This window comes from Halorubrum sp. AJ67, from assembly GCF_000513435.1.
Window position 1 is genome coordinate 72612 of record NZ_CBVY010000004.1, and the last position, 13739, is coordinate 86350.

Annotated in this window: 14 protein-coding genes and 2 pseudogenes; 8 read left to right on the forward strand and 8 right to left on the reverse strand. The window is 55.2% G+C overall.

Features of this window, described 5'->3' with window-relative positions:
* Positions 1-83 precede the first annotated feature (83 nt).
* Complete coding sequence (locus BN903_RS05805; RefSeq protein WP_048076836.1) at positions 84-860, forward strand: IclR family transcriptional regulator; 777 nt, start codon at positions 84-86, stop codon at positions 858-860.
* A gap of 871 nt (positions 861-1731) precedes the next feature.
* Here the strand turns inward: BN903_RS05805 and BN903_RS05810 are convergent.
* From BN903_RS05810 to BN903_RS05820, 3 genes and pseudogenes are all read right to left on the reverse strand, one after another.
* A pseudogene (locus tag BN903_RS05810) lies at positions 1732-2467 on the reverse strand (IS630 family transposase).
* A gap of 564 nt (positions 2468-3031) precedes the next feature.
* Positions 3032-3313: a helix-turn-helix transcriptional regulator gene (locus BN903_RS05815; RefSeq protein ID WP_048076838.1), complete on the reverse strand. Its 282-nt coding sequence runs from the start codon at positions 3311-3313 to the stop codon at positions 3032-3034.
* Positions 3314-3467: 154 nt separating this feature from the next.
* Positions 3468-3701 carry a hypothetical protein gene (locus BN903_RS05820; RefSeq protein WP_048076839.1) on the reverse strand — a complete coding sequence of 78 codons (234 nt, stop codon included), beginning with the start codon at positions 3699-3701 and terminating at the stop codon, positions 3468-3470.
* Between the two features lie 226 nt (positions 3702-3927).
* Here BN903_RS05820 and BN903_RS05825 point away from each other — a divergent pair, with 226 nt between their 5' ends.
* From BN903_RS05825 to BN903_RS15610, 3 genes and pseudogenes are all read left to right on the forward strand, one after another.
* Positions 3928-5100 carry a tubulin/FtsZ family protein gene (locus BN903_RS05825; protein WP_079890588.1) on the forward strand — a complete coding sequence of 391 codons (1173 nt, stop codon included), beginning with the start codon at positions 3928-3930 and terminating at the stop codon, positions 5098-5100.
* Positions 5097-5252, forward strand: a complete 156-nt coding sequence (locus tag BN903_RS18425; RefSeq protein ID WP_154018052.1) for a zinc-ribbon domain-containing protein — start codon at positions 5097-5099, stop codon at positions 5250-5252. Before BN903_RS05825 ends, BN903_RS18425 begins: the two co-directional genes overlap by 4 nt.
* Before the next feature lie 90 nt (positions 5253-5342).
* A pseudogene (locus BN903_RS15610) lies at positions 5343-5685 on the forward strand (hypothetical protein); the annotation flags it as partial.
* Positions 5686-5900: 215 nt separating this feature from the next.
* On the opposite strand, the gene BN903_RS05830 reads toward BN903_RS15610, so the two are convergent.
* A complete protein-coding gene (locus BN903_RS05830; RefSeq protein ID WP_048076840.1) occupies positions 5901-6401 on the reverse strand; it encodes a hypothetical protein in 501 nt (166 codons plus the stop codon).
* Positions 6402-6641: 240 nt separating this feature from the next.
* Here BN903_RS05830 and BN903_RS05835 point away from each other — a divergent pair, with 240 nt between their 5' ends.
* Positions 6642-6872 carry a hypothetical protein gene (locus BN903_RS05835; RefSeq protein ID WP_048076841.1) on the forward strand — a complete coding sequence of 77 codons (231 nt, stop codon included), beginning with the start codon at positions 6642-6644 and terminating at the stop codon, positions 6870-6872.
* Positions 6873-6948: 76 nt separating this feature from the next.
* Positions 6949-7944 carry a hypothetical protein gene (locus tag BN903_RS05840; protein ID WP_048076842.1) on the forward strand — a complete coding sequence of 332 codons (996 nt, stop codon included), beginning with the start codon at positions 6949-6951 and terminating at the stop codon, positions 7942-7944.
* Between the two features lie 94 nt (positions 7945-8038).
* Here BN903_RS05840 and BN903_RS05845 read toward each other — a convergent pair whose 3' ends face one another.
* Together BN903_RS05845 and BN903_RS05850 are read right to left on the reverse strand one after the other, a co-directional pair.
* Positions 8039-9784, reverse strand: coding sequence for a hypothetical protein (locus tag BN903_RS05845; RefSeq protein ID WP_048076843.1), 1746 nt, complete (start codon positions 9782-9784; stop codon positions 8039-8041).
* A complete protein-coding gene (locus BN903_RS05850) occupies positions 9777-10592 on the reverse strand; it encodes an ABC transporter ATP-binding protein (protein ID WP_048076844.1) in 816 nt (271 codons plus the stop codon). Before BN903_RS05850 ends, BN903_RS05845 begins: the two co-directional genes overlap by 8 nt.
* A gap of 384 nt (positions 10593-10976) precedes the next feature.
* Between BN903_RS05850 and BN903_RS05855 the strand changes: the two genes are divergently transcribed.
* Entirely contained in the window at positions 10977-11651 is a 675-nt protein-coding gene (locus BN903_RS05855) for a sigma-70 protein (protein ID WP_048076845.1), read from the forward strand.
* Positions 11648-12343: a nucleotidyltransferase domain-containing protein gene (locus BN903_RS05860; RefSeq protein WP_048076846.1), complete on the forward strand. Its 696-nt coding sequence runs from the start codon at positions 11648-11650 to the stop codon at positions 12341-12343. The genes BN903_RS05855 and BN903_RS05860 overlap by 4 nt, the downstream gene beginning before the upstream one ends.
* Before the next feature lie 87 nt (positions 12344-12430).
* Here the strand turns inward: BN903_RS05860 and BN903_RS05865 are convergent, their stop codons facing one another.
* Positions 12431-12703, reverse strand: a complete 273-nt coding sequence (locus tag BN903_RS05865; protein ID WP_048076847.1) for a hypothetical protein — start codon at positions 12701-12703, stop codon at positions 12431-12433.
* A gap of 256 nt (positions 12704-12959) precedes the next feature.
* Entirely contained in the window at positions 12960-13709 is a 750-nt protein-coding gene (locus tag BN903_RS17955) for a DUF6339 family protein (RefSeq protein ID WP_052334922.1), read from the reverse strand.
* Positions 13710-13739: the final 30 nt, after the last annotated feature.

Consider the following 13739-nt stretch of genomic DNA (forward strand, 5'->3'; position numbering starts at 1 on the left):
CCTTGTTTACAAACACTCGCATTGGGTCGCGAGATATTTGACAATACCAAAATATAAGCCGACAGAGACACGCATTGGTGTACATGACCGAAAATCGAACTCCGAGGCGGATCAAATCGGTGGGTATAGCGTTTGACATACTCAAAATTCTTCGAGACGAGGAAGGTGCGACAGTAACCGAGGTCTCCGAGGCGATAGATCGTTCCCCAGGAACGACACACACGTACCTCGTGACGATGGAAGAGAAGGGATACGTGCGGGTCGAGGACGGTGAGTACCAGGTGGGGCTCTTCGCGCTCCCGTTGGGGGAGTACGTCCGGGCCACTTCCCGGTTATACCAGATTGGAAAGTCTGAGGTTGATAAACTGGCACAGGAGACCGGGGAGGCGGCACACCTCGTGGTGGAGAGTCACGGCCATGAGATCCTCCTGTACGAACAGTTCGGACACAACGCTGTCGGTGAGGACCTGTACACACAGATCAAAGGCTACCCGCGTCGAAATCTCCACTGCTCGGCCGCTAGCAAGGCGATCCTCGCACACATTGACGAATCTCGCCGCACCGAGATCCTGAACGGCTACGAGTTCGTCGCACGTACGCCGAACACGATCACCGACGTGGGTACGCTTCGCGCGGAACTAGAGAGGGTCCGGCAAAACGGCTACGCGATAAACGACGAGGAACAGATCACGGGTGTGCGCGCGGTTGCCGCACCGATAATTCACGAGGACACGATCTACGGAGCGATCAGCCTTTCGACACCGGCGAGTCGGATGCAAGAAGACGAGTTTGTGAACACGGCGCCGGAACGAGTCCTCGACGTTGCAAACGTCATCGAAGTGAATATTCAGACGCCTTAGCTATCTGAATGAATTATTCACTATATATAACAATAAGTAAAATTAAAATCGATGATTTAGTATAGTTGAGGGAAAATAATATTTGTCTCAAATTGTAGTTTGGTAAATATAGAGAAATCATCCGAATAATAATGTGCTGTTCTCAGAACTAAATACCGATTTTCCGAGACATGCGGTTGACATTGTCAAACTATAGGGTCGGTGGCCAGAAATGGAATTACACTCGTACGTTTGTAATTTGGTGGTTGGTAAATAGGTCGCGTAAAGTTAGAGAATGAGGCGCTCAACTTCAGTCGACTAGCACAGACGGTGACGCCCACAAAGAGTTCAAGCAATTGGTCGCCAAGGCTTTCTCTCGGCTCGGATATACGGCGAGCTGGATAGAAAGGGGTGGCAACACCGACATGGAGGTTCGATCATCCGAACACATCGTCGTTGATGTGAAAGCTCGAAGTAACGGCAGGTAAACTCCCTCGAAGTCACTAATGTCGATAAACACCGTCGGTAACGCGGGGCTGACAACGCTATTGTCGTCGCCCCAGGATTTGCCCCGAAGGTCATCGGAAACGCCGAGACGACAGACCTGATCACTATTGCCGTCAACAAACTCGTTGAACTCTTCAACCGTGCGACCAATATGGGGTCGCCCGCAAAAAGACACTGGATGGGTACGTTAAGTTGCGAATGATACGAAACGTTCATACATTCTTCTAATAAATTAGAAGAGAAAATTAACGTACTGCGTTCTTCCGGGTCCGAACTCGTCGTGAAACCGCTTGAATTGCGCTTCCATATTCCTTTACCACACTGCCCCAACTGCCGTATGAGGCGTGGTGTGAACACGCCGATCACTTTCCCGGCTACAGTAACATTAGAAATAATTACTCAATACGTGTATCGAGAGTTGGTCAAGAACGGTGTTGATCGCTATTATAAATTCGTTGAGCGAATCGAAGAAGTGGTTGCTGAGACCTGCTTGGAGCTGTCTCCAGTATATCTCAACTTGGTTCAACTCCGGTGAGTATGAGGGAAGAGTCACGAAGGCGAGACTTGGACAGATCTCTTGGTTTGATCGATACACACTACTGTGGCGTCCATTTCCCGCCGCTTTTTTTGACCTCGTCGTAGAACTCTTCTTGTTCATCTACGTCGGATTCAGCGGCTGAACGGCGTGGTTTCTGATAACTTAATCCTACCTCTTTTAACAGCCGCCGACAGCTCGGGACTGAATACTCGACGCCGTACGTTTCTTCAAGATATTCTTGCGCGAGCGCCGGCGTCCACGCCGGCGCGTCGAAGCCGATCTCTTGGGGTGATTCGTGGACTGTTTGCTCAAACTCTTGTTGCTGTGTTTCTGAGAGCTTTCGCTTTCGTCCAGATCGGTGAGCATCAGTAACGGCCTGTTCGAGTGGGTCATCCGTATCGAGCCGCTTGAGCCAGTTATAGATCGTTTTTCGTTCTGTATCGTACCACTCGGCAAGTTCAGTTTGCGTGACGCCGTTTTTGTACGCGATCGCAGCTAACAACCGTTGTGTCGGCTTGTTTTCGTCAACATTGTCAAGCGCTTCTTGGAGTTCTTCGACGGCGATCTCGTTGAGGTGATCCATTACAGCGAACACAAGTCTCTGAGTAAAAAATTCTATCGACTACTATAGTTTTTCGAAGAACTTCTGTGCGAGATACGCACTCAATATCTTGTACGACAAACCCTCATAATATCCAAGCTGATAGCCGTTTCACCAGATGAGGCAAGATCTCTTAACAACCCAGCGAGTGGATCCGAAGATAACCACTGGTTTCGGCGCACCGACTGCGTCGATCGTCGGACACATGTTGCTGAACCAACTCTCATCGGGTGATCGATTGTAGTGCCCCATTTCAGGGTTGCGGCCCCTATCTCGACATGTGGTCCGGCCGTCCCAAAGATATGATTGCCGGGACGTGTACGCCGGCGTCAATAGATAGATCACGACGACCAACGCAGAGAGCCGAATGAGCTACAAAGATCCCAGAGTGTATGTTGTGCCGGTCTGATCACTTTCCCTCAGACTTGTATCTACGCCTCTGTCGAAACCATATTCTTCAGACATGGGGTGAAGAGGGTGTCAATCACTCAGAGCCGCACTACAGCCCCAGATGTTACAGTCGGACTATGGAAACTGCCGTGGGTGTCAGTTGGCGTGATCGATGTACTGTTGTTCCCACTCGCTTCGAGCATCAATCTCTCTGGTACCACGGCGAGTAGTAGTGTACTCGTTAGTCCGTCGATCACGTTGACTTTTCTCGACCAGCCCCTTCTCCACGAGAGTGTCGAGATTGGGATAGAGCCGACCGTGATGGATTTCTTTTTCGTAGTAATCTTCGAGCTCGTCTTTGATCGCGAGCCCGTGTGGGTCCTCAAGCCCTGCAATAACATACAGGAGATCGCGCTGAAAGCCAGTGAGATCGTACATCGTTCTCGTTTCGAGTTATATTCATGAAATACTATCGATTTCTGGCATATCGGAAGTAACGATCCACCTGGCGGGAGACTGTTGTATTTGGTACAAGCGTGAGCTATGCGATAGTAGAGAGAAGAGTCCGATAGACAACAGACGTATCAACTCGTCACGAGCGTGGTGGAATCCGAATTTCGTCACCAACCTCATACAGATAGCCCTTCAGGAGTAACTGTTCGATAATATCGCGCGCATCAGCAGGCCTGATTTCCTGTTCTGCCAAGTATGTGATCGCCATCTCACGGGTAAGCGGATCGGTATCGCCCAGCTCCTCGAGATACGCCTCAAGATGATCGAGGACATCTTCTTCAGCTGGTGCGATGGGCCGCCGCGAATTCGCCATTGCCAGTACCTATGAAACGCAGACAGTAGGATATTGGGGTCCTCACCAGACCCCCATCCCCACACCGTTTTTCCAGTGTTTATCGTGCTAACGACTCGCAGAGACACCACACCGATTTTCCAGTGTTCTCACCAGATTTCACTATTCATCGACCCCCACACCGGTTTTCCAGTGTTCTTCGAACCTTTATCTATCCTCCTCGTGTAGTGACACGTGGACTATTCACATGAAACTCGCATTGATCGGGGTTGGACAGGCGGGCGGGAAGGTGGTCGACGAGTTCTTGGCCTACGACGCACGGACGGGTGCAGATATTGTTCGTGGAGCGATCGCCGTCAACACGGCAAAAGCAGATCTTCAAGGCATGGACCACCTCTCGACAGACCGCCGGATCCTGATCGGACAGTCGCGAGTGAAGGGCCACGGTGTGGGTGCCGATAACGAACTGGGTGCAGAGGTTGCCGAAGAAGATATCGGCGAGATCCTCGGAGCGCTTGACTCGGTACCAACCCACGAGATCGACGCGTTCCTCGTTATCGCAGGGCTCGGTGGCGGGACCGGATCAGGTGGGGCGCCCGTGATCGCCAAGAACCTCAAACAGATCTACACCGAACCCGTGTACGGGCTCGGAATTCTCCCCGGCAGCGATGAGGGTGGGATCTACACGCTGAACGCCGCCCGATCGCTCAAAACGTTCGTCGACGAGGTGGATAACCTCATGCTGTTCGACAACGATGCGTGGCGCAGCTCTGGCGAGTCCGTTGAGGAAGGGTTCGACGCGATCAACGAGGAGCTCGTCCAGCGGTTCGGCGTGCTCTTCAGTGCGGGTGAAGTGGTCAAGGGAAGCGACGTCGCCGAGAGTGTGGTTGACTCCTCGGAGATCATCAACACGCTCAAAGGTGGCGGGATTTCCTCGCTCGGCTACGCCGACGTCGCGGTGGACGAGCCAGAGCGGAAGGGGTTGCTCTCGCGGCTCCGCGGTGATTCCGATGACGGGATCGACAGTACAGAGGCTACTAATCGTATTACGAGTCTCGTTCGGAAGGCGACCCTCGGTCGGCTCACGCTGCCGTGTGAGGTGAACGGTACCGAGCGGGCGCTGCTTGTCGTCGCTGGCCCACCGGCGTATCTCAACCGAAAGGGGATTGAGCACGGGCGCAAGTGGCTCGAAGAGCAGACCGGATCGATGGAGGTCCGCGGTGGAGACTATCCACGACGTGGGGGAGGAACGGTCGCAGCGCTCGTGTTGCTCGGCGGTGTGACGAACGTTCCACGGGTGAAAGAGCTTCAGCAAGTTGCGATCGAAGCACAGCAGAATATCGGTGAGATCACCGGCGAAAGCGAGGACAAGTTCTCGGAGCTGATAGATAGCGACGGGGAGTTGGAGTCGCTGTTTTGAGACGTAAACAGTTCATTCAGCAGATCGTCAGACTTGAGCCGTCATCGACAACGCACCACGAATGTCGTCACTGTGGATACACCGTGGAGAATAACGCCAATGAATGTCCACAGTGTGGCTCTCACGAGATTGCAGCCTACGATCTCGAGTAATTTCTGAAGCGCTCACGGTTGGTATAGTGAGTTCAAATTCTTATGTATCAACCGAGCGCTCAGATGGCTCCAACTGTCACATAAGGGACGGAGCAGCCGTCACCACCCACCTCACTACCGACGTATCTCGCAGAGGGGCTTCCAAAACGAGATACGAAACACTCGAAGAGGTACAAAGCTACGTCGAGGCGCTCATCGAATACCGTGACCAGTCGGTCGACACTGATGACCTCCCCGGGACTGCTGAGCTCGTCGACGAGCCCGATAGCATAGGTAACGGAACCGTCGTCAAAGAGAATATCACCTGTGGCGACGGCAGCTGAAGTGCGCCAGTGGGAACCTCGCTGATATGCACGGGCCGTATCTCTATCGCTACTCTCGTGAGAACGGGACGATAAAATCTGAGTACGTCGGCAAGCCGGGAAGTGAGTAGTGGTGAGTCAGTCGACATAACGAGGAGAATAGACACGCCACGGTCGACGTCGACTAGCGAGCATCTCGGGGAGAGATACGCTTTTCACTGTACGCACACCTAGATAACAGTATATGATGAACTGGGACAGTGAGCGAGAGATGGCGAAGGACGTCGAGGAGAACGAGGAACTGTACGAGGCGCTCGCAGACAACGACAACGACGACGACGAGTAGTCAGCGATACTCTTCAGGAAGGACCTCGCAGAAGAACTGAAGCCAGACGCGATACAGTTCGTCCTCTTCGTACAACCCGTCGAGATGGATCGGTGGTATCTCTCTTCGAACGTCGTGTGACTCAGACCGTACCCGTTTGACCCGCTCCGTCGGCCATGCTCCCGGTTTAATCCCATTGTCACGGAGCAGCTTCCGCAGCGTGACGATCGCAGTACGGTGATTCGCATCCGGAAAGAAGTGTTTCCCTACGAGCGCGTGTATCCAGAGCGCGCATTGTTCGGGAAGCGGTCGATCGGTTGGAAACTCTTCGAGAACCCGTTCGATATCTCCATTTCTCACTCGCCAGATCTCCCTTCTCTGTTCAAGGAACGACTCGTCGTGTGGATTATCGTAGTGATGACCATCCGCTCTCAGAAACTGCGTATTCCGGAATTTGAAGTTCTCCGGCTCGATCGACGAAAGATCCGTGATACGAGGGTCTGGATCCGTCGAGTCTACCATTCGTTACACCCCCCAACTCACTCGATCTACATTACTTGTGGGGAGTGACGTGCGCATTCGACTCCTCTTCAGACCAGATCAAGATGGTCGTAGACTCGCTCATTCGTTTGGATCGTCGCGTGTCGCAGCCAATTCTGTACGTCGTAGAACGTGTTCCTCCCTGACGTTGAAGTTGAGAAGAATGACGTAGTCCGCGTTTTTTGGCATACTCACTTCCGTAGCCGGAACAAAGCTGTTCGTATGAGCAACGACGTCTCAGATGAACAAACAGCGAGAGAACTCGCAAACACGTACGCTGACAGCGAGTGTGTCGGTCAACTTGGAGACATTATCGATATTGAAGAATACGACACTGAATGGCTTGTCGAGTTCGAGACCCACACACTCTCTGACACCTATACACACCACGTTCGGATCACGAAATCCGTCGGGAACGTGATTTCACACGACCGCTCAAGTCGATTCGAGTAAGCTACCACGCCCTGAAGGGCGTGGCATTCAGCGTGGACTCCCGAACACATTTCCTCCACACGCCTCTAGTCGGACTATGGCTCACGAGTGCGACGATTGCGGGGAGTCGTTCGAGACACTCACTCGTCTCCGCCTTCACGACTGTAGCGATGTCCAATCGGACACGTTCTCTACCCCAACCAATTCAGATCGGTCTGAATCCACAGATTCATCACCAACTGAAGAACGAAACGCAGCCGTTGCCGAACTCGATAACCTGCTTGACCGTTTCTCGGATGGTAACGTGGATGCCCTCCACTACGCAGTCGTCGAATTCGAAGCAGCACTCTCGGCCGCAGTCGAGGAAGACAGCAGTGGAGATACGTTTCGGGACGTGTTCTGGCCATACTATGAGCGCGTCAGCGACAAACTCGATGACGTAGCGAGAGTACACGGTTGGCCATTCCTTGCGGATATAATCGATGCGCATGAGCCAACTGAGAAGGACGAATTTCCGCTCGTCACGCCCACAATAGCAAACGCTGTCGGGCGATATCTCATTCGAACGCGGATAACCGATGGTGTCGAAGCGATTCCGGTCAAGGCACTCGAATACCTGAACACTGTCGCGGTCAACGCCCCCGAAAGCGACGACGTCGCACGCGAGGAAGTCCACGCGTACGGATGGGGAATCGGACATCCAGACCACTCGGTCGTCGACCGACTCTGCGCTCGCGCGCCGGAGGATATCTTCTCGGTCAACCCAACAGTCGAACACGCCTTCTACGCTGACCAGTACGCTGCCGTCGACCTGCTCGAACAGCTGGTACGAGACGAATCGATCAATGGGACGCTCCCTCGCGTCACCCGTGACGATATGCCATATCGTCGCTACCTGCTCGACTGCGTCTACGGACTGAAAACAGACGACTACTGGCCGGGGATGCCACGGTACTACGACTGGTACGATGAGTTCGAGTATGCCTTCGAGCTCGACGAGACAGTCGAACAGCGTATCCGCGACATCGTCGAAGAGATGGGCTTCGATGCCGATCTCTCGAATGACTGGACGTTCCGCGATCTCGGTATTTGAGGGAATTAGGCTTTGTTGAAATCCTCACTAGTTGATATTTTTACACCGCAACTACTCAGTACAGCGGTGGCACCTGTCCATATCTCACGCATGATCAGTGTAGTTCGTGGGTTTCGAACCGTCGTAGCGCTCCGCGATAGGCACGTTGAGCAACCAGTAGTCCAGCGACAATCAACAGCCCGCCGAATCCACCCCGGAAGGCAGTGGGCGGGAGTCCCTGGATTGTCGTGCCAGTGTCGTTCAACGACGACGCGAAGGTGGTGAGCACGCCGCCATTGGCGATCGACTCAAGGATAAATCCCGGAACGTAACCGATCCCCGAAAGCGCCAGCCGCACCAGCTCCGGTGCTGCCACGAGTCCAACCAGTGCCGCGCCGGGAAGCCACACCAACACAACGTGAAGTACGCCCGCGATCAACCTGGGCGGTCGTACTTCGTCGCTGTTGCCGATCCGGATGGCGCTGTAGCGCGGGAACCACATCCCGATCATTGGCGCGAGTGCCGCCCCGACGACGGTGAGGAAGCATCCGATTAGTGTCAGTGCTATCGCCGATAGTAGTCCGTAACCCCCCACCAGTGCCGATACAAGCGTGACGACGGCGACGACAGGCGCGAACAACAGACTCGGGGCGATGAGTCCGCTGACGAACGCCCGACCCGACACGGCGGTCAGGGTCGCCGGCAGGACGGCCCCCTCATCGCCGAACGGGTTGAGACCGAACGCCGCACCGGCGATCCAGCCCAGCAACACGGCAACGGCTGGTCCCAGTATCGTGAGCGAACCGGATCCCTGTAGCATCATATTCACCAATGCTGAGCCGCCACCGAACACCGGGATCAGCAGGAAATTCAATCGCTGGGGTTCCCGTCGAGCCCGCAAGAGAGACCACTCCGCAACGGACCGAGTGGAGCCGGTGACGAACGGCACGCTAAGGGGGCTGATGGCCCGCGTGAGCGCTCGCTGATCACCCCTCGTGTGGGTGGAGACAGTGCTCTCGTCGGTGTCCGAGACGTTGACCGGCTCGCCGAACCAGAGCGAGGCGGCAATGCGCTCGGCCAGCCAGCCTCCACCAACGATCGCTACGCCAACCGCGGCCACTCCCCCGAGAGCATGTGTCGACGACCAACCGATGGGTGTGCCAACTGCCAGTAGGTCGGCAAGCCACCCGATCGGAATCACTCCAAGTGTGGCTGGACTAACCGAAATGGGAAGCTGTGGTACCTGAAATATGAAATACCCCCCGAAAAACAGCATCACAACCGTCCCGCCTAGCACGCCCTTGTGACGAGCAACGAACGGCACGGTGGCCACAAGCCATGCGGCGATGTATCCCAACACCCGACCGGCCGTGACCGCACTAGCGACGTACAGACTGCCGACCAGTGGGACTGCCAGCAGGGTCAGTGGCGAACTAAATGCGTACGTCCCGGCAATGGCGAGTAGGAGTCCAACCGGGAGCGCATACGTTAGCGCTCGCAGGCTCTCTGCGACGATGCCCCCGATGACGGCGGTTCTAGGTGAGACGGTTGTCAGCACGAACGTATCGGCGACCGGTTTGCTGTGGGCCGTCGTCGTCCGCTGTGCGAGCATAAACACCCCGAACACCCAGAGCATGGCGAGCGTTCCTCTAACGATCCGATTTATTGAGAACTCGGGATCAGTCCCACGGAGTTCTGGAACGAACAGGGCTGTAAGTCCAGCTAGCAGTAATGTCGGGAGCAGCACGCCGCCAGCCATCAAGACCAGTCGACCGGTATCCTCCCGAATCGCTCGAACGGAACGCCGGTAGTCGAACCAGCCCATCCGAACGGCGTGCCCGAGCCAGCCGGACTCAGCCATCGGTGTTCTCCTCGACAACGCTTTGGTTAGTGGTGTCGGCGGCGCTGACCTCACCGTCCGACTCTCCTGCGCCACCGAACTCGTCGGTCGTGAGTTCAAGGAAGGCATCTTCCAGCGAGCGCGTCTCGCCAGTCTCCGCGCGGCGTTCGAGGTCAGCGGGCGACCCTTCAGCGACCAACTCACCGTCGTAGAGGATCCCCACGGTGTCGGCAATCTCCTCGACGACAGGGAGGATGTGCGTCGAGAGGAAGACGGTCGTCCCCGCATCGGCGAGGTCCGTAATCATCTCCCGGAGCGTCCGCGCAGCGCGTGGGTCCAGTCCGGATGTGGGTTCGTCGAGGAAGACGACGTCGGGCTTATGGAGGATGGCCTGAATGTAGGCGGTCTTCTGGCGCATTCCTTTAGAGTAGTCCGCAATCCGTGTGTCGGCGTCTGCCGTGAGATCGAGTTCGTTGAGGAGTCCATCAATTCGTTCCCGTGTCGCTTCCTCAGGGAGGTCGCGGAGGCCGGCGGCGTATTCGAGTTGTTCGTAGGCGGTCGCTTGTTCGTACAGCGGTGGTTCCTCGGGTAGGTACCCGATGTGCGTGCGAAGGGCGTCCCGATCTGTGATCGAGATGCCGGAGACGGAGCCGGTGCCACTGCTCGGCCGCGTGAGCCCGGTCAGCATTCGCATCGTTGTGGTTTTCCCCGCGCCGTTGGGGCCGAGGAAGCCGTAGACGACCCCCTCCGGAATCGAGAGGTTGAGATCGTCGACGGCAAGTGTATTTTCGTAGCGCTTCGTCAGGTCGGTGATGTCGATGGCAGTCATGGTGGAATTGAATTGGATCGGAATAGGACGCCATCTCGCCTGACGTTCCGCTCTTGTCGCTCAATCATATGTCACTATTAGAAAACTGCTTGAATAGCCTTTGCCACTCAATCTGTTCAGTTCGCAATCCTTCCTAGCGGTTGTTTCATACGTAAAGTAGTGAATAGAATATGTGGGTCAAATCCATCCCCAGAGATTCTGAGTAGTTGTGACAGTACAATCACCCATCCTGTTATTTTGATTTAGCACCAAAAATACCAATAGTAGCTAGTAGGACCTCAGTTGTGATCTACTGAGTTACCTTCAAGACGAGTGGAGAGATCGTGGCTCCATGACTGATCGAGTAAGATTTTTATCTGTTACCAGATTATTGGTAACCATCAAATGAATGAGATAATTGACGACACGGCGGCACAGGTCATCCTCGCTATCGAGAGTGGTGACTCCATCCGTCGTGTCGCACAGCACCTCCACACACCGTACGAGACGGTGAGGCAGGCCGTGAACCGTCTCGAAGACGCAGGGTATGTCAGCTATGACGACGGCCTCTCTGTCGTCGACGAGCGCGTAAGGGACGCGGCAAGGGAGCTCCTCGCTGCCAGCGCCGGCGTCAGTCCGCCTTCGATCGAAGAGGCGTATGTCCTCCCACAATTCGGTGACTGGCCGTTCGCATTTACGCGGATCGACGCCGTCTACGTATGGACCCAGGGCGGCTATCAAGTCGGTCGCAACCCCGATGACTATCCGCTGTTCCTGGCCGTCCACGAGCAAGACGTCAACGCCTGGGAGACGTTTTTCGAGTTGTTCAACCTCCCCACCGCATTCGAGCGACAGCCCCGACACGAGTTGGACGGACCGCTACAGATCGTGCTTGAGCCACGCCCGTCACTCGACGTCAATCACGTCGAAGGGTACCCGGTAATCCCGAGAGCTGAGACAATCGAGTATATGTGCGAGAACTACGCCCAGTTCCAATCGGCGCTGGCGATGCTCAACCGGATGTACGAGGACCTTGACCTCGGCGTCACGTATCGAGAGACTGAACGGGCACAGACATGAGCTTCAACAACCGGAGTGACGCACTCATCGAACTCCTCGAGGAACTCACGCAAGCGGGGCACGAGTACGTCCTTGTCGGCGGCTACGCTGTTTCGGCGTTTAACGCACGCTTCTCGACAGACCTCGATATTGTCGTCGCACCGGACTCCAAGGCTAAATTCGCCGAATTCCTCGAAGGACAGGGCTTCGAGGAAACGGACAGCCACACCAAAGAATGGTTCTACGATACCGAAGTGATCGAATACGAAAAGCGACTCACGCCGCAACAGCCGATCGGCTTCGATCTCTTGGTGAATGGCCTCGGGTGTCGCCAGACCGAGGCACAATGGTCGTTTGACTACCTGTACGACCACAGCCACCAGCAGGAGGTGAGCGGGGGGACAGTGACGACGAGGGGCAGAGTCATCGATGGGGCGGTCCTCGTCGCGGCAAAGCTCCACAGCGGCCGTGAAACGGACCTTCGGGACGTCCTGGCAGTGGCAGAAGAGATCGACCTCGACGCTGTCACACCCCACCTGCGGCGAGGAGACGACGATGCGCTGCGAGATCAGCTTGAGCGCGGACTGGAAATCTTGGAGAGCGACGAACTCAAGCACGGGTATCGGAGTGACTTCGGGGCCTCAGCTGTCTCAGAAGGAACGGTCACCGCCCTTCAAGAGTATCTATCTGCGCAGATTGACCACCTGGGCTGAAGCGGTCGGAATGCCGTTGATCGGAAGCAAATATACGGCTCGCTTCAGCGGTGCTTGCAGTCGGTCAAGAAATTGGAGGGGACGGTATTAGTCAACCGTCGCTAACACGCGGACGTCCGTATCTGAGTGACGTTCCCGTTCGGTTCGCGCACCGCGTTCACGAAGGAACTCATCGATACGGTCGGCAAGGGATTCTACATTCTCCCTGTCAACGTGGACGATCAGCGTCGGATGCTCCTCGTCGCTGTTCTCAATAACGAGTGAGACATCCTTGAACTCGTCCGGTTGTCGATACGCCTCGAACTCATCTGCAACCTGGTCTGCCAGGTCGTCAAGCACCTCAATTGGTTCCTTTGTCATAGATTGAATTTCGAGCTTCGAAGGTTGTGCCATCACGAGCGGTGGAGAAGACGTACCTTTCAGAACCACCTCAACAGACTAACTCGAACGGAGCCTTCTCACACCGATGGTTTACCGAGAAAGAAGCTTGCTCATCAAGAACAGTTAGGCCACACGCGGGTCGCTATTAACGTACTCGCAAACCTGACATTCACCTGAACTTGTTTAATTTCGACGGTTGGGTCATCGCCGGTTCGACTCCGCGCGCTTCTTGGCGCTAAGACCAGCCGGCCTCTCCACGCATCACGTCGTCACGTAGATCCTCAATCGTCTCTACGATATCGTCTTCTTCCATCATCTCCACACGTCGGACCGTCAGTTCCTCTCGGAGCAGTGTCGTCGTACGGCTCGCGATGTTACTATTCGATGGTGGATCATCATACGTGTCCTCTTCCTTGATCTCGTTGAGTGTGTCGTGGCAAAGGAGATCGCCGCAGGCGTGAGTAACAGGGATATACCGTGCGAAATCGTGATCAAGGATATCGTTTGCAAGCTCCTGGAAACCGAGAACCTGCTTCGTTCGACTGTAGTCCCGATCCTCAACCTTCCCTGATTCACCCTCCTCATAGGTGAGTTCAGCACCCCACCATATCCGGTGTAGTGCATTGGAGTAGGCGTCCGTACCAGCCTTTAGGAACTTCTCCTCCATGTTGCTCGGGCTCTCCGGATCGAAAACATGATCCCACCGGTAGTGAACGAACTCTGGGAATCGGACGACGCAGAGGAAATGCCACAGCCCAGCGTCTGCCGCTTCATTACGTGTCAGATCGAGAGTACGGTGGAGTGTAGGTGCTAACTCAGCATCGATCAATGAGTCCTGAGCATCAATGTCATCGTCAGCCCGGATCTCCTCAATTCGCTCGTCTACTGGACTTAGGTCTATAGAGCGACCTAGCGGCTGTAGGTACGGACGGAGATCATCCTTCGTGAGCTCACGGTCACCCGCGAGAAATCGGTTGTCAATCATCGGATGGGCTGCACTCTGTAAGTGGTAAAG

Excerpts from the sequence above, each read along its gene's own strand:
- BN903_RS05845 (WP_048076843.1), bottom strand. The coding sequence starts at position 9,784 with ATGGCTGAGTCCGGCTGGCTCGGGCACGCCGTTCGGATGGGCTGGTTC.
- BN903_RS05830 (WP_048076840.1), bottom strand. The coding sequence starts at position 6,401 with ATGGTAGACTCGACGGATCCAGACCCTCGTATCACGGATCTTTCGTCG.
- BN903_RS05820 (WP_048076839.1), bottom strand. The coding sequence starts at position 3,701 with ATGGCGAATTCGCGGCGGCCCATCGCACCAGCTGAAGAAGATGTCCTC.
- BN903_RS05855 (WP_048076845.1), top strand. The coding sequence starts at position 10,977 with ATGAATGAGATAATTGACGACACGGCGGCACAGGTCATCCTCGCTATC.
- BN903_RS05835 (WP_048076841.1), top strand. The coding sequence starts at position 6,642 with ATGAGCAACGACGTCTCAGATGAACAAACAGCGAGAGAACTCGCAAAC.
- BN903_RS05815 (WP_048076838.1), bottom strand. The coding sequence starts at position 3,313 with ATGTACGATCTCACTGGCTTTCAGCGCGATCTCCTGTATGTTATTGCA.
- BN903_RS05860 (WP_048076846.1), top strand. The coding sequence starts at position 11,648 with ATGAGCTTCAACAACCGGAGTGACGCACTCATCGAACTCCTCGAGGAA.
- BN903_RS05825 (WP_079890588.1), top strand. The coding sequence starts at position 3,928 with ATGAAACTCGCATTGATCGGGGTTGGACAGGCGGGCGGGAAGGTGGTC.
- BN903_RS17955 (WP_052334922.1), bottom strand. The coding sequence starts at position 13,709 with ATGATTGACAACCGATTTCTCGCGGGTGACCGTGAGCTCACGAAGGAT.
- BN903_RS05865 (WP_048076847.1), bottom strand. The coding sequence starts at position 12,703 with ATGACAAAGGAACCAATTGAGGTGCTTGACGACCTGGCAGACCAGGTT.
- BN903_RS05840 (WP_048076842.1), top strand. The coding sequence starts at position 6,949 with ATGGCTCACGAGTGCGACGATTGCGGGGAGTCGTTCGAGACACTCACT.
- BN903_RS05805 (WP_048076836.1), top strand. The coding sequence starts at position 84 with ATGACCGAAAATCGAACTCCGAGGCGGATCAAATCGGTGGGTATAGCG.
- BN903_RS05850 (WP_048076844.1), bottom strand. The coding sequence starts at position 10,592 with ATGACTGCCATCGACATCACCGACCTGACGAAGCGCTACGAAAATACA.